Origin of the sequence: Streptomyces griseoviridis (assembly GCF_005222485.1) — a bacterium.
GTDB classification, from domain to species: Bacteria; Actinomycetota; Actinomycetes; order Streptomycetales; family Streptomycetaceae; genus Streptomyces; species Streptomyces hintoniae.
Genome location: NZ_CP029078.1, coordinates 4243438 through 4266535 on the forward strand (window position 1 = coordinate 4243438; position 23098 = coordinate 4266535).

General features: G+C 69.3%; 21 protein-coding genes. 8 read left to right on the forward strand and 13 right to left on the reverse strand.

Going from position 1 to position 23098, the window contains the following annotated elements:
* Positions 1 to 58 precede the first annotated feature (58 nt).
* From cysS to DDJ31_RS17925, 4 genes are all read right to left on the reverse strand, one after another.
* On the reverse strand, positions 59 to 1462 hold the full coding sequence (gene cysS / locus DDJ31_RS17910; protein ID WP_127179276.1) for a cysteine--tRNA ligase: 1404 nt from the start codon (positions 1460 to 1462) through the stop codon (positions 59 to 61).
* Between the two features lie 73 nt (positions 1463 to 1535).
* Entirely contained in the window at positions 1536 to 2048 is a 513-nt protein-coding gene (gene ispF, locus DDJ31_RS17915; protein WP_127179275.1) for a 2-C-methyl-D-erythritol 2,4-cyclodiphosphate synthase, read from the reverse strand.
* Positions 2038 to 2790: a 2-C-methyl-D-erythritol 4-phosphate cytidylyltransferase gene (gene ispD, locus DDJ31_RS17920; RefSeq protein WP_127179274.1), complete on the reverse strand. Its 753-nt coding sequence runs from the start codon at positions 2788 to 2790 to the stop codon at positions 2038 to 2040. The genes ispF and ispD overlap by 11 nt, the downstream gene beginning before the upstream one ends.
* A gap of 406 nt (positions 2791 to 3196) precedes the next feature.
* Complete coding sequence (locus DDJ31_RS17925) at positions 3197 to 3679, reverse strand: CarD family transcriptional regulator (protein ID WP_003953493.1); 483 nt, start codon at positions 3677 to 3679, stop codon at positions 3197 to 3199.
* 621 nt (positions 3680 to 4300) lie between these two features.
* Here DDJ31_RS17925 and DDJ31_RS17930 point away from each other — a divergent pair.
* Complete coding sequence (locus DDJ31_RS17930) at positions 4301 to 4999, forward strand: DUF461 domain-containing protein (protein ID WP_127179273.1); 699 nt, start codon at positions 4301 to 4303, stop codon at positions 4997 to 4999.
* An 82-nt stretch (positions 5000 to 5081) separates the two neighbouring features.
* Here DDJ31_RS17930 and DDJ31_RS17935 read toward each other — a convergent pair whose 3' ends face one another.
* Both DDJ31_RS17935 and DDJ31_RS17940 read right to left on the reverse strand, forming a co-directional pair.
* Positions 5082 to 5762, reverse strand: a complete 681-nt coding sequence (locus DDJ31_RS17935) for a response regulator transcription factor (protein ID WP_127179272.1) — start codon at positions 5760 to 5762, stop codon at positions 5082 to 5084.
* Positions 5759 to 7021: a sensor histidine kinase gene (locus tag DDJ31_RS17940; protein WP_127179271.1), complete on the reverse strand. Its 1263-nt coding sequence runs from the start codon at positions 7019 to 7021 to the stop codon at positions 5759 to 5761. The genes DDJ31_RS17935 and DDJ31_RS17940 overlap by 4 nt, the downstream gene beginning before the upstream one ends.
* 237 nt (positions 7022 to 7258) lie before the next feature.
* On the opposite strand from DDJ31_RS17940, the gene phoU reads away from it, so the two are divergent.
* On the forward strand, positions 7259 to 7960 hold the full coding sequence (gene phoU, locus DDJ31_RS17945) for a phosphate signaling complex protein PhoU (RefSeq protein ID WP_127179270.1): 702 nt from the start codon (positions 7259 to 7261) through the stop codon (positions 7958 to 7960).
* 121 nt (positions 7961 to 8081) lie between these two features.
* The gene (locus DDJ31_RS17950; protein WP_164784941.1) at positions 8082 to 8234 is read left to right on the forward strand and encodes a hypothetical protein; all 153 of its coding nucleotides are present in this window, start codon (positions 8082 to 8084) and stop codon (positions 8232 to 8234) included.
* A 61-nt stretch (positions 8235 to 8295) separates the two neighbouring features.
* On the opposite strand, the gene DDJ31_RS17955 is transcribed toward DDJ31_RS17950, so the two are convergent.
* The 5 genes from DDJ31_RS17955 to DDJ31_RS17975 form a co-directional block, all read right to left on the reverse strand.
* Positions 8296 to 12672: an nSTAND1 domain-containing NTPase gene (locus DDJ31_RS17955; RefSeq protein ID WP_127179269.1), complete on the reverse strand. Its 4377-nt coding sequence runs from the start codon at positions 12670 to 12672 to the stop codon at positions 8296 to 8298.
* Between the two features lie 763 nt (positions 12673 to 13435).
* Positions 13436 to 14155: an HNH endonuclease gene (locus tag DDJ31_RS17960; protein WP_164784940.1), complete on the reverse strand. Its 720-nt coding sequence runs from the start codon at positions 14153 to 14155 to the stop codon at positions 13436 to 13438.
* A gap of 17 nt (positions 14156 to 14172) precedes the next feature.
* Entirely contained in the window at positions 14173 to 15456 is a 1284-nt protein-coding gene (locus DDJ31_RS17965; protein ID WP_127179267.1) for an AAA family ATPase, read from the reverse strand.
* A 723-nt stretch (positions 15457 to 16179) separates the two neighbouring features.
* Positions 16180 to 16608 carry an ATP-binding protein gene (locus DDJ31_RS17970; RefSeq protein ID WP_127182731.1) on the reverse strand — a complete coding sequence of 143 codons (429 nt, stop codon included), beginning with the start codon at positions 16606 to 16608 and terminating at the stop codon, positions 16180 to 16182.
* 46 nt (positions 16609 to 16654) lie between these two features.
* On the reverse strand, positions 16655 to 17062 hold the full coding sequence (locus DDJ31_RS17975; RefSeq protein WP_127182730.1) for an NUDIX hydrolase: 408 nt from the start codon (positions 17060 to 17062) through the stop codon (positions 16655 to 16657).
* Positions 17063 to 17171: 109 nt separating this feature from the next.
* Between DDJ31_RS17975 and DDJ31_RS17980 the strand changes: the two genes are divergently transcribed.
* Positions 17172 to 17963, forward strand: coding sequence for a GntR family transcriptional regulator (locus DDJ31_RS17980; protein ID WP_127179265.1), 792 nt, complete (start codon positions 17172 to 17174; stop codon positions 17961 to 17963).
* Between the two features lie 748 nt (positions 17964 to 18711).
* Positions 18712 to 18891: a hypothetical protein gene (locus DDJ31_RS17985; RefSeq protein WP_127179264.1), complete on the forward strand. Its 180-nt coding sequence runs from the start codon at positions 18712 to 18714 to the stop codon at positions 18889 to 18891.
* A gap of 71 nt (positions 18892 to 18962) precedes the next feature.
* Here the strand turns inward: DDJ31_RS17985 and DDJ31_RS17990 are convergent, their stop codons facing one another.
* Positions 18963 to 19724: a phosphoglyceromutase gene (locus tag DDJ31_RS17990; protein WP_127179263.1), complete on the reverse strand. Its 762-nt coding sequence runs from the start codon at positions 19722 to 19724 to the stop codon at positions 18963 to 18965.
* Positions 19725 to 19886: 162 nt separating this feature from the next.
* On the opposite strand from DDJ31_RS17990, the gene DDJ31_RS17995 reads away from it, so the two are divergent.
* The gene (locus tag DDJ31_RS17995) at positions 19887 to 21251 is read left to right on the forward strand and encodes an MDR family MFS transporter (protein ID WP_127179262.1); all 1365 of its coding nucleotides are present in this window, start codon (positions 19887 to 19889) and stop codon (positions 21249 to 21251) included.
* Positions 21252 to 21303: 52 nt separating this feature from the next.
* Here the strand turns inward: DDJ31_RS17995 and DDJ31_RS18000 are convergent, their stop codons facing one another.
* Entirely contained in the window at positions 21304 to 21750 is a 447-nt protein-coding gene (locus DDJ31_RS18000) for an ATP-binding protein (protein WP_127179261.1), read from the reverse strand.
* A 251-nt stretch (positions 21751 to 22001) separates the two neighbouring features.
* Between DDJ31_RS18000 and DDJ31_RS18005 the strand changes: the two genes are divergently transcribed.
* Together DDJ31_RS18005 and DDJ31_RS18010 are read left to right on the forward strand one after the other, a co-directional pair.
* Positions 22002 to 22856 (forward strand): helix-turn-helix domain-containing protein, encoded by an 855-nt coding sequence (locus DDJ31_RS18005; protein WP_127179260.1) that lies wholly within the window; start codon positions 22002 to 22004, stop codon positions 22854 to 22856.
* 11 nt (positions 22857 to 22867) lie between these two features.
* Positions 22868 to 23074: a DUF397 domain-containing protein gene (locus DDJ31_RS18010; protein WP_127179259.1), complete on the forward strand. Its 207-nt coding sequence runs from the start codon at positions 22868 to 22870 to the stop codon at positions 23072 to 23074.
* Positions 23075 to 23098: the final 24 nt, after the last annotated feature.

A 23098-nucleotide genomic window follows, 5' to 3' on the forward strand; every position in this document is an offset into this window, starting at 1 on the left:
ACGTATATGCAGTGTGCCGCCCGGGGGGCCGGGCGGCACAGTCGATCAAGGACGGGACCTACCGGGGGCCGAGGCTCCAGCGGGGTCCCTGTGGTCCGTCCTCGATGCTGAGGCCGGACTGGTTGAGCTGGTCGCGGATGGCGTCGGCGGTGGCCCAGTCCTTGCGGGTGCGGGCCGCCTCGCGCTGGTCGAGGACGAGCCGGACGAGGCTGTCGACGACGCCGTGCAGGTCCTCGCCGCGCTCGGCGCTCTCGCCCGCCCAGTGCGGGTCGAGGGGGTCGAGGCCGAGGACGCCGAGCATCGCCCGGACCTCGGCGAGGCGGGCGACGGCGGCTTCCTTGTCGTCGGCGGCGAGTGCGCTGTTGCCCTGCCTGACGGTGGTGTGGACGACGGCGAGGGCCTGCGGCACCCCGAGGTCGTCGTCCATCGCCTCGGCGAACGCGGGCGGCACCTCGGCGGCCGGTTCGACGGCGCTGCCGGTCTTCTCGATGACGCGCTGCACGAAGCCCTCGATCCGCGCGAACGCCGACTCGGCCTCGCGCAGCGACTCCTCGCTGTACTCGATCATCGAGCGGTAGTGCGGGGTGCCGAGGTAGTAGCGCAGCACGATGGGGCGCCACTTCTTGACCATCTCGGAGACCAGCACGCTGTTGCCCAGCGACTTGGACATCTTGTCGCCCGCCATGGTGACCCAGGCGTTGTGCACCCAGTACCGGGCGAACTCGTCGCCGAAGGCCTTGGCCTGGGCGATCTCGTTCTCGTGGTGCGGGAAGATCAGGTCGAGGCCGCCGCCGTGGATGTCGAAGGCGGACCCCAGGTACTTGTGGGCCATCGCCGAGCACTCCAGGTGCCAGCCGGGCCGGCCGGGACCCCACGGGGTGGACCAGGTGGGCTCGCCGGGTTTCGCGGACTTCCACATCGCGAAGTCGCGCTCGTCGCGCTTGCCGGTCTCGCCGTCGCCCGCGGGCTGGCGCAAATTGTCCAGCTCCTGCCGGGAGAGCTGGAGGTAGCCGGGGAAGGAGCGCACGTCGAAGTAGACGTTGCCGTCGGCCTCGTACGCGTGACCGCGTTCGATGAGGCCCTGCATCATCTCGACCATCTCGGTGACGTGCCCGGTGGCGCGCGGTTCGTAGGTGGGCGGCAGACAACCGAGGGCGGTGTAGCCGTCGTTGAAGGCGCGCTCGTTGGCGTAGCCGATGGACCACCACGGGCGGCCCTGCTCGGCCGCCTTCGCGATGATCTTGTCGTCGATGTCCGTGACGTTGCGGATGAACGTGACGTCGTAGCCGCGGTGGGCGAACCAGCGGCGCATGATGTCGAAGTTCAGCCCCGAACGGATGTGCCCGATGTGGGGTGCCGCCTGCACGGTGGCACCGCACAGGTAGATCGAGACACAGCCCGCGGTGAGCGGGACGAAGTCACGGATCTGCCGGGCGTCGGTGTCGTACAGGCGAATGGTCACCCCACCAGGGTAGTGGGCGCGGGGCAGTGGATCGCACCGGACTTATGACTTCGCGACCGACTTGGGACGTCTGTCAGCCCGTGTGCGCCACCAGAGCCGTCGCCACCGCCATCAACCCCTCGCCGCGGCCGGGGAACCCGAGCCCGTCGGTGGTCGCCCCCGACACCGACACCGGCGCGCCGGCCGCCGCCGAGAGGATCTTCTCCGCCTCTTCGCGGCGCCTGCCGACCTTCGGCCGGTCCCCGACGACCTGGACGGCGACGTTGCCGATGACGAAACCGGCCTCCCGGACGATCCGCGCGGCCTCCGCGAGCAGGACGGTCCCCGCGGCGCCCGACCACTCGGGGCGCCCGGTGCCGAAGTGCCTGCCGAGGTCGCCGAGGCCGGCCGCGGAGAACAGCGCGTTGCACGCGGCGTGCGCGACGACGTCGGCGTCGGAGTGCCCGGCGAGACCGGTCCCCTCGCCCTCCCACCTCAGGCCCGCGCACCACAGCTCGCGGCCCTCCTCGAAGGCGTGGATGTCGGTGCCGATGCCGACCCGGGGCAGCACCGGGAACGGGACGCGGCCCGGCTGCTCAGAAGCCATCGTTGAGCCTCCTGCGGGCCAGGACCGCCTCGGCGAGCACCAGGTCGAGCGGCCTGGTGACCTTGAACGCCTCCTCGTGACCGGGCACGACGACGACGCCGAGGCCGAGCTTCTCGACCATCCCGGCGTCGTCGGTGACCTCGTCGGTGACCGTCCTGTGCGCCCTGACCAGGGTCTCCCGGTCGAAGCCCTGCGGGGTCTGGACGGCGCGCAGCCTGGCCCGCACGGGGGTGGCGACGACCGGCTCGGGCGCCCCGGGCACGGCCGCGGGCTCGACCTCCTTGACGGTGTCGGCGAGCGGCAGCGCGGGCACCACGGCCGGGGCGCCGTCGCGGACCGCCTCGATCACCGCGTCCACGGTGTCGACCGGGACCAGCGGGCGGGCCGCGTCGTGCACCAGCACGATGTCGTGGCCGTCCGGCAGCGCGTCGAGGCCGAGCTTCACGGACTCCTGGCGGCTCTCACCGCCGGGCACCACGAGGAAGTCGGTGCGCTCGGGCAGCGCGTGCGCGTCGAGCAGCGACCTGACCTCGGCGGCGCCGTCCGGCGGGGCCACGACGACGACCAGGGAGACGGCGCGGGAGGCGGCGAGCGCGCGCACGGCGTGGATCAGCATCGGGGTGCCGCCCAGCGCGCGGAGCGCTTTGGGGGCGCCTGGACCGAGGCGTACCCCGCGTCCTGCGGCCGGGATCACGGCCGCCGCGCGGGTTCCCGCGGGCGAAGGGAGCGAATCGTCAGACATCGGTTCCTGTCAGGTTTGTGTGCCGGTCCGGCGTGGGTATGGCCTGGGAAGTGCCGGGCACGACGCCTTGACCGGACCCTTCCGTGACCCCGGTCGAGCCTGCTGCCCGGGCCCGGCACGCCCAGTATCGGGGGCTTCCCCGACGTAATCCGCGCAACGGCCGTGAGGCGTACGGGGCACCGTGCGGCCCGTGCGGGCCGGGCGCGCCGTAACGGGGTCCAAGGGCGTACGGGCTATCGGGGTCCTGGGGCGTACGGGCAGGGTCTGCCGGGGTCCGCTTCCGGGTACGAACATGCCGCAGCGCCCGGCGACAGCAGAGATGTCATCGGGCACCGCGGCATTTCGGTGTGCTTCGTGCTTCGGTGTACTGAGTGCCGAGGCGGGCGGGCTGCCTGCCGTCATGCGTTCAGGACGCGAGAACCTCGTCGAGCAGGGCCTCGGCCTTGTCCTCGTTCGTGTTCTCCGCGAGGGCGAGTTCGCTCACCAGAATCTGACGCGCCTTGGCGAGCATGCGCTTCTCGCCGGCGGACAGTCCGCGCTCGCGCTCACGACGCCACAGGTCACGCACGACTTCCGCGACCTTGATGACATCGCCGGAGGCGAGCTTCTCCAGATTTGCCTTGTAGCGACGGGACCAGTTCGTGGGCTCCTCGGCGTACGGCGCGCGCAGCACCTCGAAGACTCGGTCCAGCCCGTCCTGACCGACCACATCACGCACGCCGACGAACTCCGCATTGTCCGCTGGCACACGTACCGTCAGGTCGCCCTGGGCGACCTTCAGCACCAAGTAGGTCTTGTCCACGCCTTTGATCTGGCGAGTTTCGATAGCCTCGATCAGCGCGGCCCCGTGATGGGGATAGACCACGGTGTCGCCAACCTTGAACGTCATGTGACAGGTACCCCTTCCGTGGCTATCCAGGGTAACACGGAAACTGCGGGTTCTGAATGGCGTTTTCGCAGGTCAGGGCATATCTCGGGGCTTGACAACAGCAACAGGAACGTGCTGCGCGGGCCGACCGGAAGAAGGTATTCGCAGGTCGGAGCCGCTGTCCGGGGGAGGTGAAACCCGTACGTTACACACATCCGGAGCCCCTCCGGAGGGGCCGAACGTCCCCATATGTCTGGTTGCAGGCGTGCGACTTCCGCTACTCCGTTCGATGCACGGCAGGCGGGTACGAGCCGTTTCCGGAATTGATCACACGCGCCACACCGATCCGCGTGTGATCAATTTCCGCTCCCCGCCGGATTCCCCGGATTCCGTTCCCGAGGATTTTCCGCGCACCTCCATACGTATGCCGAACCTATGAAGGACCTATGTCCGCCGCGGTTATGTGAATGCCCGACGAGCACCCCGGCCGGGCGTCCGCGCCCCTCCTCGGGACGAACCGACGCCCCCAGGGGGAGGGTCGGGTGCGGCGGCGCGCGAACGGCTCGGTAACCTGAAGCCGCTGACACACACTTAGGGCGGCTTTATACGTCGCCACGTTCGAGTCAAGGAGTTGCCGCCGCCGTGAGCAGCAGCCTTCGACGCGGCGCCCCCGCCGCCGCCGTCATCGCGTTCTCGATCGCCTCGCTCGCCTCGTGCGCGGCCGGCAACAACGCCCAGACACTGGAGGTCAAGCCGGACAACGCGGCCACCGGCGTCGGCGTCATCAAGATCCAGAACGCCATCGTCATCACCCAGCCCGACCTCAAGTCGACCGGGCCCGCTGCGATCTCGGCGACCCTCTTCAACGAAGGCCGCACCGCCCAGACCCTGGACTCGGTCACGCTGCCGGGCACCGGCAAGAGCGCGCAGCTCAAGCCCGCCAAGGGCAACGGCAAGCTGACCATCCCGGCCGGCGGCTCCGTCGTCATCGGCGGCAAGGGCAACGCGTCCGCGGTCGTGTCCTCCAGCCGTGAGGCCCTCCAGGACGGCAACGCCCAGAAGGTCACCTTCACCTTCAGCAAGACCGGCGCGGTGAGCCTGCGGGCCTTCGTGGTCCCGGCCGCGAGCTACTTCTCGACGTGGGGTCCGACGTCGGTCCCGGCCGCCCCCGGCACCACGCCGAGCGGATCGGCGTCGCCTTCGGCCCCGGACGCGTCGGCGTCGTCGTCAGCGTCGTCGGCATCGTCGTCGGAGAGTGCCGACCCGAGCGCGGGCACCGGCGCCACGGGCGCCCCCTCGGGCGAGGCGTCCGCGTCGGACTCGGCCGCGGCCGGGCACTGACCGTCGCGCACCCGTACGCCGAAGGGCGGGCCCCCGCGAGGGAGGCCCGCCCTTCGGCGTGTGCGGGGCGCGGCCCGGCGGCCTACGGCTCGAACTTGTAGCCGAGACCGCGGACCGTCACCAGGTAGCGGGGAGCGCCCGGGTCCGGCTCGATCTTGGCGCGCAGGCGCTTGACGTGGACGTCGAGGGTCTTGGTGTCCCCGACGTAGTCGGCGCCCCAGACCCGGTCGATGAGCTGCATGCGGGTCAGCACCCGGCCCGCGTTGCGCAGCAGCATCTCCAGCAGGTCGAACTCCTTCAGCGGGAGGTCGACCTTGGAGCCGGAGACGGTCACCACGTGCCGGTCGACGTCCATCCGGACCGGGCCCGCCTCCAGGGCGGCCGGGGTGACCTCCTCGGGCTCGCCGCGGCGGCGCAGGACGGCGCGGATGCGGGCGACCAGCTCGCGCGAGGAGAACGGCTTGGTGACGTAGTCGTCGGCCCCTATCTCCAGGCCGACCACCTTGTCGATCTCGCTGTCCTTGGCGGTGACCATGATCACCGGGACGTTGGAACGGCCGCGCAGCTGACGGCAGACCTCGGTGCCCGGCAGGCCGGGCAGCATCAGGTCGAGCAGGACGAGGTCGGCGCCGTTGCGCTCGAACTCGTCGAGTCCGTCGGGTCCGGTGGACGCGACGGCGACCTCGAAGCCCTCTTTGCGGAGCATGTAGGACAGGGCGTCGGAGAAGGACTCCTCGTCCTCGACGACGAGCACTCGGGTCACGGAAGGACCTCCGGGGCGGGAAGCGGTTCGAACGGGGATGACTCGTCGGACGAGTCGGGGTGTCCGGCCTCGTCGTCGAGGTCGGGGTGCTGCTGTGCGCGGTCGCGGGCAGCCCCCGCCTCCGGCAGTCTCAGGGTGAACGTGGAGCCCTGGCCTTCGGAGCTCCACACCGTGACCTCCCCGCCGTGCGAGGCGGCCACGTGCTTGACGATCGCGAGCCCGAGCCCGGTGCCGCCGGTGGCACGGGAGCGGGCCGGGTCGACGCGGTAGAAGCGCTCGAAGACGCGCTCCTTGTCCTTGTCGGAGATGCCGATCCCCTGATCGGTCACGGCGACCTCGATGGAGTCCCCGCCGGGCGCCGTGGTCCTGCGTGCGGCTATGCCGACGCGGGTGCGGGCCGGGGAGTAGTTGACGGCGTTCTCGACGAGGTTGCCGAGGGCGGCGGCGAGCTGGCCGCGGTTGCCCCAGACATGCAGGTCGGCGGTGCCGCCCGCGGCCATGGTGATCTGTTTGGTGCCGGCCGCGTGCCGGCAGCGGTCGATGGCCTCGGCGACCAGTTCGTCGACCCGGACCGGCTCGGCGTCCTCCAGCGGGTCGTCGTTCTGCACCCGGGAGAGGTCGATGAGTTCCTGCACCAGGTTGGTCAGCCTGGTCGCCTCGATCTGCATGCGGCCGGCGAAGCGCTCGACGGCCTCGGGGTCGTCGGAGGCGTCCATGACGGCCTCCGACAGCAGGGAGAGGGCGCCGACCGGGGTCTTCAGCTCATGGCTGACGTTCGCGACGAAGTCACGGCGGACCGCCTCGATGCGGCGGGCCTCCGTGAGGTCCTCGACGAGCAGCAGCACGAGCCGGGACCCGAGCGGGGCCACCCGGGCGGAGACCGCGAGGGCCTCCCCCCGGCCCGTCCCCCTCCTGGGCAGGTCCAGCTCGACCTGTCGTATCTCGCCGTCCCGCCGGGTGTCCCTGGCCATCTGGCGCATCGGTTCGACGGAGAGCCGGCCGCCGCGCACCAGTCCGAGCGCGTACGCGGCGGAGCTGGCCTTGACGACGGCGTCGGCCTCGTCGAGCACGACGGCCGAGGACCTGAGCACCGACAGGACCGTGTCCACGCCTGGTGGGAGCACGGGATCGGTGTGCAGGGAGGTCCGGGTGGGGCGTTTCTGGTCGCGTTCGCTCCAGCGGAACGCCAGCATGGCGATGACACCGGTGAGCACCCCGGCGATCGCTGCCGCTGCGGCGACCGCCGCGTTCACGTCCATGCGTCCAGGTTAGGCATGGAAGAGGCGCTGGCCACAGCCATGGACGTGCGACCTCGAACACTCGTCGCCCAGAGTTCACCTGGGAGCCAGTGGTGGTTCATTTGAGGTGGCGGAAACGGACGCGTACGGGCCGGAACGTGGGAGCGTGGGGTGCGAAGCGCCGCTTTTCGGCCTGGCCCCTGCCCCGTGGGCCTGCCCCGGGCAGCCCCAGATGATCACGTAGGAGAGGGAACCCTGATGCGGGACGCGTACCACGAGGAACTTGATTCGATCGGCGACGGTCTGGTGGAGATGGCCCGGCTGGTCGGCTCGGCGATCGGACGCGCCACGACCGCCATCCTCGACTCCGACCTGAAGCTGGCCGAGAGCGTCATCGAGGCCGACAAGAAGGTCGACGAGCTCCAGCACGACCTGGAGGCGCGGGCGATAGCGCTGCTGGCCCGCCAGCAGCCGGTGGCGACGGATCTGCGGATCGTCGTGACGTCCCTGCGGATGTCCGCCGACCTGGAGCGCTCGGGCGACCTCGCCCAGCACGTGGCGAAGCTGGCCAGGCTGCGCTTCCCCGAGCGCGCCATCCCGCACGACCTGCACTCCACGATCCTGGAGATGGGCCAGCTCGCGCAGCGCCTGATGGCGAAGGCGGCGGAGGTCATCATCACCAAGGACGTCGACCTCGCGCTCCAGCTGGAGAACGACGACGACGAGATGGACCTGCTGCACCGCACCCTCTTCCAGCACCTGATGGACGACCGCTGGAAGCACGGCATCGAGACGGCCGTGGACGTCACCCTCCTGGGCCGCTACTACGAGCGGTTCGCGGACCACGCGGTGGCGGTCGCGAAGCGGGTGGTGTTCCTGGTGACGGGCGAGCACGCGGCGGACCTCCAGCCGGACATCCAGCCCGAGATCGGAGCGGCGGGGGCGGGCGAAGGGGCGTAGGGACCGCCGAGGGGGCGGCGACCGGGGGCGCCACAGTGCGCCGTTGATGCGCCCGGCCGAACGGGCATCCAATGGGCGACGGCACCCGCCGCCCGCTTCTCGGACACCTCCAGGAGGACCCATGGCCGAAGCCCCCAGCACGCCCGACCCCACCCAGGAGCGCGAGACGCACCAGCCCGCCGACGTCAGGAGCCTCCCGCTCGTCGGCGCGTGCGGCTGCGGCTCGGGCTGCGGCTGCGGCTGCCAGTCGGGCGGCCCCTGCCAGTGCGGCTGAGGCCGCACCCCTGCCCATCGGCGGGCCCCGGCGCGCAGCACCGCGCCGGGGCCCGCCCGCGTCACCGGCAGGGCGGCCGGTAGGAGAGGCGGGGCAGGTACTCGCTCCAGCGCCCGCGGGTCAGGACGTCGCCGGTGCTCGCGCAGATCCGCCGGGCGGCCCGGTCCGTGTCGAGGCTCCAGAGGCGGACGGTGTCGGCGCCGCTGGAGACGCCGAGGACCCGCCGGTCGGGGCTGAAGGCGAGGAAGCTGCCGGTCTTGGCGTTGGGGCTCATGGCCTGGCCGATGGGCGAGGTGCGGGCGGGGTCGGCGACGTCCCAGAGGCGGACGGTGTTGTCGTTGCCGCCCGAGGCGAGGGTGCGGCCGTCGCGGCTGAAGGTCAGGGAGACGACCGCCTCGGTGTGACCGGCGAGCACCGAGCCGACCGGAGTGGCCGGGCGCGGGCCGCTGATCCGCCACAGCCGCACCGTGTCGTCGTCGCTGCCGGAGGCGAGGGTGCGGCCGTCGGGGGCGAACGCGAGGGTGTTGACCGGCCCCCGGTGCCCGGCGACGGGCGTGCCCACGAGCCGGGCCCGACGGCGGTCGCCGACGTCCCACAGCCGGATGGTCCCGTCGGCGCCCGCGCTGGCCAGCGTCCCGCCGTCCGGGCTGTAGGCGAGGGCGTTGACGTAGCCGGTGTGGCCGGTGAGGAGCGCGCCGAGGCGCCGGGGGCGGGCGGGGTCGGTGATGTCGAGCAGCTGGACGGTGCGGTCGTCCTCGTCGGTGGCGAGGGTGCGGCCGTCGGGGCTGACCGCGAGGGCGGCGGCGCCGGCGTACCGGGTGGCCACCCGCACCGGCGGGCCGTGCGCGACGGGCCTGGCCGGGTCCGCGACGTTCCACAGCTGCACGGCGTTCTCGGTGCCGATCAGGACGGCGAGGGTGCGGCCGTCGGGCAGGAACGTCATGGACCGCAGGGCGTGGTGGCCGGCTGTGAAGCCGGTGCCGAGCGGCTTCGGGCGGGCCGGGTCGGCGAGGTCCCAGAGCCGGACGGCGCCGTCGCCGCCGCCGGTCGCCAGGACGTCGCCGTCCGGGCGGAACGCGCCGACCTGGCCGGCCATGTCGCCGCCCGGCATCGTCCACAGCCGCACCGTGCCGTCGCCGCTGCCGGTGGCGAGGGTGCGCCCGCCTGGCCCGAAGCCGACGGCGTACATCTCGCCGCTGGCGCCCGCGAGCGGCTCGCCGACCTGGGAGGGGTGGGCCGGATTGGCGACGTTCCACACGCTGGCGGTGGAGTCGGCGCTGCCCGCGGCGAGGGAGGTGCCGTCCGGGCTGAAGGCCACCGACCAGACCGGCCCGGTGTGCCCGACGAGCGGGCTGCCGAGGGCGTGCGCGCGGCGCGGGTCGGCGACGTCCCAGAGCCGGACCGCGTCGTCCTTGCCGCCGCTGGCGAGGGTGCGGCCGTCGGGACTGAACGCGACCGAGTGCACCGTGTCGCCGTGCCCGGTCAGGGGCGCGCGCAGGGGGGCCGGGCGGCGGGGGTCGCGGACGTCCCAGAGCCGGACGGTGCCGTCGTCGCCGGCGCTGGCCAGGGTGCGCCCGTCGGGGCTGAACGCGACGGACCGCACGGCGGCCGTGTGCCCGTCCAGGGTGCCGAGGTCGGTCGGGTGCCGGGGGTCGCGCACGTCCCACAGCCGGACCGTGCCGTCGTCGTCGGCGGCGGCCAGGGTGCGGCCGTCAGGGCTGAACGCGACGAGGTAGACGGTGCCGTCGTCGCCGTTCAGCGGCGCGCGCAGGGGGGTCGGGCGGCGGGGGTCGCGGACGTCCCAGAGCCGGACGGTGCCGTCGTCGCCGGCGCTGGCCAGGGTGTGCCCGTCGGGGCTGAAGACGGCGCTGCTGACCCAGCCGGTGTGCCCGGTCAGCGGGGCGCCCAGCGGCTCGGGCGCGGTCGGGTCGGTGACGTCCCAGAGCCGGACCGTCCGGTCGTAGCTCGCGGTGGCGAGGGTCCTGCCGTCGGGGCTGAAGGAGGTCAGGTAGACGGGTCCCGTGTGGCCGAGGAGCGGGGTGGCGAGGGCCGCGTTGACGATGGACACCAGCCGGTTGCCGGTGCCCGCGTCGTCCGGGCGCAACCGGTGTGCGACGAGGGTGAGTTGCGCGGAGAGCGAGGGGTCGGAGTACTGGAAGCGGTCCGCCTCCGCGAGGACCTGCGCGAACACCGCGTCGTCCCGCTGCCTGCGGGCGTCGACGGCGGCCCACCCGGCCAGCACCGCGAGCACCACGAGCGCGGCGACGGCACCCCTGCCGAGCAGCCGGGTACGGCGACGGACCCGGTCGGCGGCGGCGAGGAACTCCACGGCGGTCCTGGTCAGGAAGGTGCCGCCCGCCGACCGGGCCCAGGTGTGGGCCTGCGCGAGCCGGGAGCCGCGGTAGAGCAGCGACGCGTCCCTCGCGGACTCCTTCCAGGCGCGGGCGTCCTCCTCAAGGCGCTGGCGCAGCAGATGGTCGCCGCGGTCCTCGTCGATCCAGCCGCGCAGCCGGGGCCAGGCGTGCAGCAGCGCCTCATGGGTGATCTCCACGCTCTCCGCGTCCAGCGTCACCAGCCGGGCACGGACCAGCGCCTCCAGCGACTCCCGCGTCTTGTCCGGGTCGGCCGACTCGTCCGCGAGCTGCTGCCGGGTCCCGCGCCGCCGGGTCGCCTGCGTGTCCTCACCCAGCCTGACCAGCCGCAGCAGCAGCTGCCTGACGGCGGTGCGGGCGGCCGGGTCGAGACCCGACCAGGTGCGTTCGGCGGTGGCCGCGACCGCGCCCTGGATACCGCCCGACGCCCGGTACCCGGCCAGGGTGAGCCGCCCGCCCTTGCGCCGCTGCCAGGTGGCGAGCAGGGCGTGCGACAGCAGCGGCAGCGCGCCGGCGCCGTGCGCGCCACGCGCCCCGTCGCCGACCTCCCGCACGATCAACTCCGCGAGCCCCGGCTCCAGTTCGAGCCCGACGGCCTTGGCGGGGGCGGTGACGGCCTCCCGCAACTCGGCCCCGGTGAGCGGGCCGAGGACCATGTGCCGGTGCTGGAGGGCGTCGGCGAGTTCGGGATGGGCGAGACACCGCTCGTAGAAATCGGCCCGCACCCCGAGAACGACCCGCACGGGCGGCCGGGGCCCGGCACACACGGCATGCAACAACCGCACGAACACCCGCCGCCGCCGCTCGTCAGAACAGAGCGTGAAGGCTTCTTCGAACTGATCGACGATGAGGGTGGGGGTTGGGGTGTGGGTTGGGGTTGGGGTGGCGGTGAAGGTGGGAGCGGGGGTCAGGGTGGGGGTGGGGGTCGCCGTCGTGGTGGGCCTCTCGGTTGCTGTCTTGGGAGGCGGGTCGAGGGGTGGGCGGGGCTGGCCGGCAGGTGGGCGGGGCTGGTCGAGGGGTGGACGGGGCTGGTCGGTGGCCCGGGTGTCGCCCGTTGTCGTGGTCGGCCTCCCGTCGGCCGTCGCGGACGTGCTCGTTGGGTCGACGGCCGGGCGGGTAGCCGGATCGGTGGCTGGGCGGGCCGGGTGGACGGTTTGGCGGGCCGGGTCGACGGTCGTGGTGCTCGTCCCGTCGGGCGACTCGCCGCCGCCGGTCGCCGCGCCGCCGCTGGTCCTGGTGCGCGCCCCGGACTCCCCCGCCTCCGCCCACGCGGTGGCGGCCTGCCGGGCGGCGGGGCCGAAATCGGGGGCGTCCGGGGCGGCGGCGACTTCGGCGAGGCCGGGTATCAGGGAGGTCAGTTCAGCGACCGGGTCGGCGCCCGGCACCAGGCGCAGCACGCCGTGCGGCCCGCGGTCGCGCAACGCGTTCACCAGACCGGCGTTGAGGAGCGAGGACTTGCCCGCCCCCGAGGCGCCGACGAGCATGACGAGGCCGCCGGTACGGTCCGCGGCGCGGAGTTGGTCGAGGAGGGCGCCGGTGCTGCGCTCGCGGCCGAAGAACCAGCGGGCGTCCTGGGACCGGAAGGGGGCGAGCCCGCGATAGGGGCAGACCCCGCCGGGAGCCGGGGCCTCCCCCGCCGCGCCCTCCTCCCCTCCCGCCGTGCCGTCTTCCGTGCCGCCTTTCGTCACGTCGGGGCCCACCGGGTCGGCGAGGGCGAGTTCCCAGAGCCGCTGCCAGTGGGTGATGTCGTACAGGCCGGTGGAGACCGGTTCGGGGCGGGCGCGTCGGGCCTGCGGGACGAGGACGTGCAGCACGGCGGCGAGGGCGGCGAAGTGCGCGGGGACGTTGCGGGCCCGGCGCCAGTCGCTGATCCGCTGCGCCGACACCCGCACCGGGCGCCCGCGTTCGTCGACGCGCTGGAGCCGTGCGACGGCGTCGGAGACCCTCTTGAGGGGCGGGTTGCCGGCCTCCTTGTAGAGCAGCGCGAGCCGTTCGGCGAAGACCGTACGGGCCCTCGATGCGGAGCTCAAGGTCCTCCCCTGTTCTTCCCCCGCGACACGGATCATCCGGCCCGCCATCCGGACCGGAAAACTCACTTTACCTATCTGACCTGCGGAAATGTAGGGGGCAACGAGGCGTAGACCTCCCCGCGGCAAGCAAGCCTTGGCAGGATCAGCCCACGGAACGTCCGGTACCGGTCCCCACGTGGGGAGGGACCGGTGCCCAGGACGTCGGGGGTGGCGGGGTCCCTGCCGGGGGTGGGGGCGGGTCTGCCGGGGTGCTGGGAGCGGGTCTGCCGGGGTGCTGGGAGCGATACCGGCTGGCGGGTATCCGGCGGGGGGTGAGGGACAGGGCGGTGTGACCGCCGACGTCCGAGTCTGCCGCCCACGGTCACACGGAGGCGTCTGGGGGCAGGCAGACGGTCCCAGGTCAGCAAAACCCCCGCCCTGCCAGGTAGCAGCAGTTCGGGGGCTCAGCAGCGCGGGCTTGCTTCTTCTTGCCCTGGGTGTTGTCGGGGATCTTGGGTGAGCTGGGTTTTTGCTGGCCGGGGCGGTGGGCTCGTGCGCCTGGTGGTCGTCGTTGGCCACTGCCGAGCGGCCTCGGACGGCCCAGAGACAGCCCAGCTTTGGCCCGCTTGACTGACGGCCGACGCCTTCGACGCGCCCTGCCTGAACCTCAGCCGACGACAGTCAGCCACGACGGCGGGCGCGTCGCCCAACCACGCACGCGTGTGCCTCGCTGCACCCCCATCTGCCTCAGCCACGCTGCCTATGTTGTTGACTGGAGCAAGCCGCACCGACCGGTTGGTGACGACGATCCCGAGCCACCTCAGCTACGGCATACTTCTCGAACAAATCGTCTCCAGATCATAGGAAACCGGTTCCTCAACTCTTGGAATAGCGGCTCCTCCCGGCCTTCACGCCGAGCGAACCACTCTCCGACGCCATATTCATCTTCTCGCACCTCTCGCATTAGCTTAGCGACCACACTGGCTGGGCTATCGTGTTCCAACAGCGATTCCACAGCCTCGTAATAGCGCGAGATGACACGTCGGCGACCTTCGACGACAGCTTCGTGATTAACGCAAGATATCACTTCAATCGTGATGTCACCTTTCAGATCGAATTCTTCTTCAAGAAACCTAGCCGCTAGATATCCGTTCTTGGTATCCAGAACCAAAAAATTCCAGGGATCTTCCAATGTTGGGTTAATTACTAATGGCCTCCCCTCGGTATCGACTGGAAATCGCGCCGATTTCTTTCTGTTGCATTCCGGACAGACGAGAATAAAATTATTCCACGAGAAAGTCCTCGAAAAGTCGACCGCGATTGGAGTGAAGTGGTCGACGTCGGCCGAGCGTGAATCGCAGCAGTAGACGCACCGCTGGCGTTGGCCATTCATTTTTCTGAGTGCATCGACAACGGCTTTACTTTTTACGGATCTTCGATAGGCGCTCCATTCGGTTCGCCCTTTTTCTTTACTTGTGACTTTCTTCTGTCTCGCGGCGAGGTCGCAACGAGTGGAAAAGTCGATCTCGGATCGATACACTCTTCGCATTCTGCGATTTACTCCGCCTCTGCGAATAGGGACAGTTGCTCCAACTCTTCATACTCATCTGTTGACAATTTCCCGGCAATTTGCTTGGCACGCAACCTGGAGTGTCTCCTATTAGCATTTACGGCCTGTGGAGATCGGGTGTGGCTCATGCCGAATGCTGGAGTGAGGAGAATTTGATCTGGCTTTCCAGCGATGACGCGATTAAAATCGATTGGGCTCAGCTGGAAAGGAGACTCCCCTTGACCTGGCTGCGGCATGTGGTAGATACGCCCCCCATCGGCGGCTTGACATACTAGCGGACTGTGGGTGGTGACGATGAATTGAACTAGGGGGAAGTGCTTCTTCAGCCAGAACCCGATTTCTCGCTGCCAAGCTGGATGGAGATGTGAGTCAACTTCATCAATGATGACTACGCCTGGGCGGTTGACGTATGCCGTTCCGTCGCCGCGCTTTTCCGTGAGTCCTGTGATGCCATACACATCTACCATATGGCGAAAGATGTCGATCAGCATTGCAAGCGCAGATCGGTACCCTTCGCTCATGTCAGAAAGCGGCATTCTCCGGCCTGCTGGGTCTGTGAGCCAAATCCCCTCAGAGTTTACTTCGTCCACTGCGACACCTTGACGCAGAAAGTCATCGTTCAGAAGCTCTAGAAGATAGTCGAGTGTGACTTCCTCGGATTCTTTCTGTTCAAGCTTTTTGTATTTCAGCTGCTTTACCCATTGCTCACCTTCGGCTAGTGTCGCGTCTTCCTTGAAGAGTGTCGCAAAACGAGGTACGCGTCCGGGGATTACCATCAAGCGTTGAGCATCAGGAGAACTTCCGTACAAGCGACGGAACGGTCCGTAACCTAGCGCAAACCACCCTTGTGTTCCGGGGGCCCAGGGGCCGTTGAATGCACCTCTTTTCTTGTGTCGAAATACGTCAACGGAGCCAGAGATAACCCATGCGTTCACCTCTCGGGAGAATCCGATCTCAGCCCAGAAGGTATTCTGGACGGGGTATCCCCCTCTCTTTGTGCGATCATATTCTTTGAAAGGTTTGATTTCGACAGAGGCTGTTCCCGAATCCTTTCCTTCGGTTACCCATCCCCGGTTATCCGTTAGGAGGACGCGGGAGTCGTCCGGTCCAAGGATTGCCATGCAAATCGACTTAAGTAGGGCTGTTTTCCCGGAACCGTTGTCGCCGGTGATTACCGCCCAACCTGCATGCTCTCCGTCATCGCGAGTGAAGTTGAGATCCGAGGTTTCGAACCCCTTGATGTTCTTCAGTACGACTCTTTCGATGTACAAAACCGGCCTCCGCGGTGGATGTGCCCAGCATCACAAGACTCCTCCGAGCAGCATAGAGAAGGTTCGCATGGCGGCACCAGGAAAGGGTGAGGACTTCGTCATCGTTCGGCGCGGCGGACTGGTCTGCTCAAGCGGGCTTCCTGCTTGAGACGAGGCTCAGCGAAATCTGTGGAGCTCTCAGTCTGGACGTGCTCCTTCTCTCTAGGCGGCTGATTGCTGTGCGCGCGCGGCACGGGCGCCGGCCGGGCTGGAGCGGGGCGGAGACAGGAGCGCAGGCCCGGCCGGGGGCCGGGCCGCGCGCGGGAAGCGGAGCGAGCCGCCTTGAACCAGTAGAGAAAGTTGTAACTCAGTCGGTCGTGCGGGGCTTGAAGTCGTCTGCGCAAGCTGGGAGTTCGCGCCCCTGACGGTGCGCCAAGGGTAGGAACATAGCTGGCCGGCCGGTCCGTGTGATGCGTGTGCGGACGTGCGTGACGGATACCGTCCAGGGCTCCCGGCGCAAGAGGGCTCGTCTTGTGTCGATGCGGTCGTTTTGGAGACGTGTCCAAGCTGCCTGTGAAGCGGCCGTGTCGAGGGCCGGTGAGATGGTGCGCAAGATCGTCGCCACCCAGTTGTTCGCCTCGACCGCCGAGTACGCGTCGAAGGATCCGAAGAGGGCCGGTGGGCGTCGTCCGTCGAGCCGTTGGGTCCAGCACTCGCACCAGAAGCCGTGCCTGGTCGTCGCTTTCAGCACGGCTGCCCTCCTCGGCGTGCGTCGGTGAAGAGCTCCGCCGTGATGGTGCGACCGGTCCCGCTGGCGTGAACGATGACCCGGTGCGCGAGCGCGTTGACCATGCCGAGTCCGCGGCCGTGCTCGGCGTCCTGGTCCTGGTGCTCGACCTTCGGGGCCGTTCCCGTGCCGCCGTCATCCGTGACCGAGACCGCCACCACCTGAGCGGAGACCGCGACGGCCAGGTGGAAGCTGCCGTACTCCCGACCGCTCGCCGTGTGGAGGATCGCGTTCGCGCTCAGCTCGCTCACGATCAGTTCGGCGTCTTCGGCAAAAGGGGAGCCTCGCAGGATGTCGCGGGTCCAGCGGCGGGCCCGGCTGACCTCTTCCGGGAGACCTGGGCAAGACACTCCCCAGACCCGCGTCCTACTCGTATACTCGTGCATACAAGTTTCTTCATGCTGGTAGGCCGCCATGTGCAGCGGGTTCGGGTTAGACGAGTTTCACGCCGTCATGGGCGCGGATCGCCAGCGGAGACACCGCGTCCATAGCGTCTATGACGCGGATCGCGTACGCCTCGTCGGCGAGCTCGGAGACTTCTTCACGGGTGGCCCAGCGCAGAGCGCGGGTCTCATCGCCGGTGGTCGGCGTGCCGTCGGCCGCCTCGCAGCGGAACACCAGCGAGACGATCAGGCCCGTCATGTTCTTGTAGACGCCCGTGAGGGTCGCGGGGAGCGCGATCTTGATGCCGGTCTCTTCGAGGACCTCGCGCTGAAGGGCCTCGGGGATGGTCTCCTCGCGTTCGAGGACGCCACCCGGGGGCTCCCACTTGCCGTTGTCGCGGCGCTGGATCAGGAGGGCGCGGCCCTGGTCGTCAACAACGACTCCGGCCACGCTCACGGAGTGCGGGCGTTCTGCGCTCACGTTCCTCGGCCCTCTCGGATGGCTAGGCTCTCCACCGTAGCAACAGCACTCACCCACTCGTCTAGATATCTAAAGGAGTACACGCGTGAGCCCCTCGCTTTCCCCGGGCCTCCTCGGTGACCTCGACCCCACGAGCGATCGTGCGGTCTTCCGGCAGATCGCCGACCAACTGCGCGAAGCCATCGACCGGGGGCGGTTCCGGGAGGGTGAGAAGCTGCCTTCGGAGGCCGAGTTGGTGGATCACTACGGGGTGTCCCGGATGACTGTTCGCAACTCCTTCTCCCTGCTGACCGGTGAGGGCCTGGTGCACGCCGAGCACGGCAAGGGCGTCTTCGTCCGGCCGCGTCCGCCGGTGCGACGTCTCGCGTCGGACCGGTTCGCCCGGCGCCACCGCGAACAGGGCAAGTCCGCGTTCCTCGTGGAGGCCGACGCCACCGGCAGCCACCCCACGGTGGACAGTCTGGAGGTCAAGGAGGAGAAGGCCGGCCCGGACATCTCGGCCCGGCTGGGCTCCGCGCGGCGAGTGCTGGCCCGGCGACGCCGGTATCTTCTCGACGGACGTCCGGTCGAGTTCGCGGTCTCCTATCTGCCGCTGGACATCGCGCGCGGGACGCGGATCGCCGAACCCAACCCCGGTCCCGGCGGCATCTATGCCCGCCTTGAGGAACTGGGGCACCGCCTCGACCACTTCGACGAGGAGATCCGTGCCCGGATGCCCTCCCCGACCGAGGTCAAGACCCTCCAACTGGCCCCGGGAGTCCCCGTGATCAGTCTTCTCCGCACCGCCTACGACACCGAGGAGCGGGCCGTTGAGGTCTGCGACACGGTCATGGCCGCGGACGCCTACGTCCTGTCCTATCGACTCCCGGCGACCTGAGCGGCGATGCGCGAGGCCACCCCTCCGGACTCATACACCCCAACACGCATACTCGTATAGACGAGTTGCTGTGCCGTGTGGCAGAGTGATCGTCGTTCCGACCGCAGTCGGGTCCACAGATCGGCACTCGCCTGGACCAGCAGACGGGAAGAGAGGCCGCAGATTCGCCCCCCTTCGCCATCGGACGCCTCCGTTTCGGCGTCTCCGTACGTCTGCGCACCTCTTTTCTTCCATGAAAGAAAGTCTTTCTGCCTGGCGAGAAAATCGCTGGCCGGCGGTAAATCACCAGCTCAGGTCTGCTTTCTCTCTCAGGAGAGAGATTCCGATAGATCAGCACCCGAGCCGTATTCATCCATCGATGGAAGAACCTGCCGCAGGGCGATGACGGAGGGCAGATGGAGCCCATGGGCAACCCCCGGCAACCTCAGATAATCCCAGGTCGACATGGGTAACTCTCGGTAGCCCAGCCCAGCCCAGCTCAGCTCAGCTCAGCCCGGAGGGGCGGAAGAGGGAGAATGGGGAAAGTTATCCGAAGCTGGCGAGCCCTGGACAGCTTCCCAGTCCTGGTTCAGAGACGAATCGTCTATCAACGCGGACGGCGTTCTCAATCCATCTGCGTGTTTGTGTATCAGGCGACGCCTATGGGAAGGTTCCAGCGCATACGAATGCCGCCCGGCCAGGGGCGGCATTCGTTTCCGTTTCCGCGTTCGGAAGCCCTGAGAAGGAACCGACCACAGATGGAGGCCACATGGTCCCACGCGCAGGTGTCACCGTCGACATCCGTCCCCGCGACTTGCCGCTCGCGCTCATCGGGACGGCCGGCGGCGCGCTCGCCCTCTGGGCCGACGCTCCCGCCGAGATCGCCGTCCCCGTGGCGCTGCTGATCGCCCTTGATGTCAGGGTCCGTCGCTGGCGTCGTCGCACCTGACGGCCCCGCCCCACCGAAAAGCCCCCGACCCGCAAAGAACTCGCAGGTCGGGGGCTTAGCGCGGTGTGGGCTTACTTCTTCTTGCCCTGGTTCTTGACCGCCTCGATCGCTGCCGCCGCCGCGGCCGGGTCCAGGTAGGTTCCGCCCGGGGTCAGGGGCTTGAAATCGGCGTCCAGGTCGTAGGCGAGCGGGATGCCCGTCGGGATGTTCAGGGACGCGATGTCCGCGTCCGAGATGCCGTCGAGGTGCTTGACCAGCGCGCGCAGGCTGTTGCCGTGGGCCGCGACCAGGACCGTGCGGCCGGTCAGCAGGTCCGGGACGATCGCGTCGTACCAGTACGGCAGCATGCGGTGGACGACGTCCTTGAGGCACTCCGTGCGCGGGCGCAGCTCCGGCGGGATCGTCGCGTAGCGCGGGTCGTCGGACTGGGAGAACTCCGTGCCGTCCTCGAGGGCGGGCGGCGGGGTGTCGTAGGACCGGCGCCACAGCATGAACTGCTCCTCGCCGAACTCGGCGAGCGTCTGGGCCTTGTCCTTGCCCTGGAGGGCGCCGTAGTGGCGCTCGTTCAGGCGCCACGAGCGGTGGACGGGGATCCAGTGGCGGTCGGCGGACTCCAGCGCGAGCTGGGCCGTGCGGATCGCGCGCTTCTGGAGGGACGTGTGGACCACGTCGGGGAGAAGGTCGGCGTCCTTCAGCAGCTCGCCGCCGCGGACCGCCTCCTTCTCGCCCTTCTCGTTCAGGTTGACGTCCACCCAGCCGGTGAACAGGTTCTTCGCGTTCCACTCGCTCTCGCCGTGGCGGAGGAGGATCAGCTTGTACGGTGCGTCGGCCATGGGTCAGAGCGTAATCCACCTGTTCGGGGCCTGCGGCAGGCGCCCGGGGGCCGGACAGTTGACGGCATTTGTTAATTGAGTAGCTCGGTTGAGCGCCCCGAATGTAACGTCCGGACGTCGCCTCAGACACTTACCCGCTGTTGTCCGTCCCGGGGGAGAACCATGCCGCTCGCCAGCCTCAGACGTGCCGCCCGGGAGTCCGTCTCCGGGCTGCCCCGCGCATTCTGGTGGCTGTGGACCAGCACCCTCGTCAACCGGCTCGGCGGGTTCGTCGCCACGTTCATGGCGCTCTATCTGACCCTCGACCGCGGCTACAGCGCGTCCTACGCGGGGCTCGTCGCCTCCCTGCACGGGCTCGGCGGCGTGCTCTCCTCGCTCGGCGCCGGTGTGATGACCGACCGGCTCGGGCGCCGTCCCACGCTGCTCATCGCGCAGTCCTCGACGGCCGCCTCCGTCGCCCTGCTGGGCTTCATGCACCATCCGCTGGCCATCGCGGGCGTCGCCTTCCTCGTCGGCATGACGTCGAACGCGTCGCGGCCGGCCGTGCAGGCGATGATGGCGGACATCGTCAGGCCCGAGGACCGGGTGAGGGCGTTCTCCCTCAACTACTGGGCCATCAACCTCGGTTTCGCCGTCTCCTCGGCGGCGGCCGGGTTCATCGCCGAGTTCAGCTATCTCGCCGGTTTCCTGCTGGAGGCGGGGATGACGGCGGTCTGCGCGGTCGTCGTCTTCATGAAGCTGCCGGAGTCCCGGCCGCAGCGGACGCCCGCGGAGAAGAGGGCCGCGGACGAGGTCGGCCTCGGGACGGTGCTGCGCGACGGCCGGTTCATGGGCGTCGTCGGACTGTCGTTCCTGATCTCGGTGGTCTTCCAGCAGGGCTCGATCGGGCTGCCGGTCGCGATGGGCGAGGCCGGGTTCACGCCCGCCGACTACGGCATGGCTATCGCCGTCAACGGTGTGCTGATCGTCGTGCTCCAGATCCCGGTCACCCGGTTCATCGAACACCGCGACCCGAAGCGGCTGCTGGTCGTGTCGGCGATCCTGGCCGGGTACGGCTTCGGGTTGACGGCCTTCGCCGGGTCGGTCGGCGTCTTCGCGCTCACCGTCTGCGTGTGGACCCTCGCCGAGATCGTGAACGCGCCGACCCAGACGGGTCTGGTCGTCCGCCTCTCCCCCGTCCACGGACGCGGCCGCTACCAGGGCATGTACACGCTCTCCTGGGCGGTCGCGGCCCTGGTGGCGCCCCTGATGTCGGGCTTCGTCATCGACCGCTACGGCGCGGAGTGGCTGTGGGGCCTGTGCGCCCTGGTCGGCACGCTGGCGGCGGTCGGCTACGCGGCGCTGATGCGGGGGCTCCCACCAGCGGAACGCTCCACCGGCCGAGGAGCCGTGGAAACCGGCGGAGGGGCCGTGGAGAACGGCGGCGGCGCCGTGGAAACCGGCCGAGGAGCCGTGGAAACCGGCGGCGGGGAGAGGGGCCGCGACGGGAGCGGCGCACGGCTCACCACGGAGACGACGGCGCCTTGAGGGGGGCGGGCCGGGGCCCAGCCGTCGTCGCCCTGGCCGGCTTCCCGTCCGTTCACGCCATCGACGTCACCTCCGCGTCGTCGAGCGTGAACCACACCCTCTTGCGCTCGCTCCCCTCCACACCCGTCGGCCAGGTCACCACGCCCCACGCGGCGGACAGCCGATTCAGCAACAGGAAGCCTTGACCTCGCGTCTCGTCGAGACGGGCCCTGCCCGCACCCCGGCCAGGACGTTCGCACCATTCGTCGTCCCTGACCGCGACCAAGACGCGTCCCGGACACACCGAGACGTCGAGGTGCAGTCGAGCAGTGCGGGTGTGCAGGTAGGAGAGCGTGATCACCTCGCTCAGACACAGGCGTGCGGCGTCGACGAGCACAGGGTGTCCGGTGACCGCCAGCAGGGTGGCGATCAGGTCCCGGCCCAGCTTCGGGGCGAGTTTCGAGTTCGGGACGACGAACTGGTACGCCGTGCGCTGCCGTTCGGATGCTGACGTGGTCATGTGGCGCTCTCCCCATCTGATTCAGCGTGCCGTGGACACCGACTGCCGCACCACGGCCGTGGCCTGGCCCGTCGCAGGGCAGCGTCAACTGGCCTGCGACCGGCTGCACTTCGCGCTTCCGGGGTGCGTGTGGCACGGTCAGGACCGTAGGGGTCAAGTATGCCCCGTGGCAAGTATGTCAACCTATCGAGGTAGTGGGTGGACCCGTGGCGCCGTTACCGGCAGACTCGGGACAGACAGGGAAGGGACACATGCCGCCGAGGGACAACCCGACCGCACGACAGGCCCGGTTGGGCGCGGAGTTGCGGAAATTGCGCGAGCGCGCGGGCAGGACCGCGCGCGAAGCCGCCGGTCTGCTGTCCATCGACCAAGCCAAGATCAGCCACATCGAAGCCGGACGCGTCGGCGTCAGCGAGGAACGCATCCGCAGACTGGCGACCTTCTACAGCTGCGACGACGAGCCACTGATCGCGGCCCTGTGCGGAATTGCCGCCGAGCATCGCGGGCAGCACTGGTTCGACGAGTACCGAGGGATTCTCACCCCGGGTTTCCTGGATGTCGCCGAACTGGAGCTGCACGCGACCGCGCTCCGGTCCATGCAGTCCGTCACGTTCCCCGGTATTTTCCAGACCGAGAACTATGCGCGCGCCCTGTTCGAGGGGGTCGTACCGAAACTCCCGCCGGATGAGGTCGACGCACGGGTCGAGTACCGCCGAAGGCGCATCTGCGTCTTCGAGCGCGATACTCCCCCGAGGTTCGAGGCCATCATTCACGAAGCGGCGCTGCGTATGCGGTTCGGAGGCCGGAAGGTCGTGCGGGAACAGCTTGAACACCTGGTGGACGTCTCCCACATGCCACTCGTCACCGTGCGGGTCATCCCGTTCACCAGCGAGGACTTCATCGAGGTGACGCAACCGGTGCTGTACGCACACGGCATAGTCCCGCAACTCGACACCGTGCAGATCGACGCGGCCTTCGGCGGACGGTTCCTCGACGCCGAAGCCGATCTCCAAAAGTACAGGGCGCTGTTCGACATCGCCGAGCGCGCGTCCCTCGATCCGGAAGAGTCACGGCAGCTCATTCACCACATCGCGCGAGAAATGTGAGAGGCACAGATATGAGCGCATCCCCCACCCGTTGGCAGAAGGCCCAGAAGTCCGGAGGCGGAGGGGAGAACTGCGTCGAGCTCTCACTCAACTCCGACGGCACGGTCCAGATACGCGAGAGCGACGACCCCGGCAGAACGATCACGACGTCACGAGAGAATCTGGCTGCCTTCTTCGACGGCGTGAAGGCAGGCGAGTTCGACCACCTCATCAGCTGACGACGCGGCGGAACCGAGAGGAAT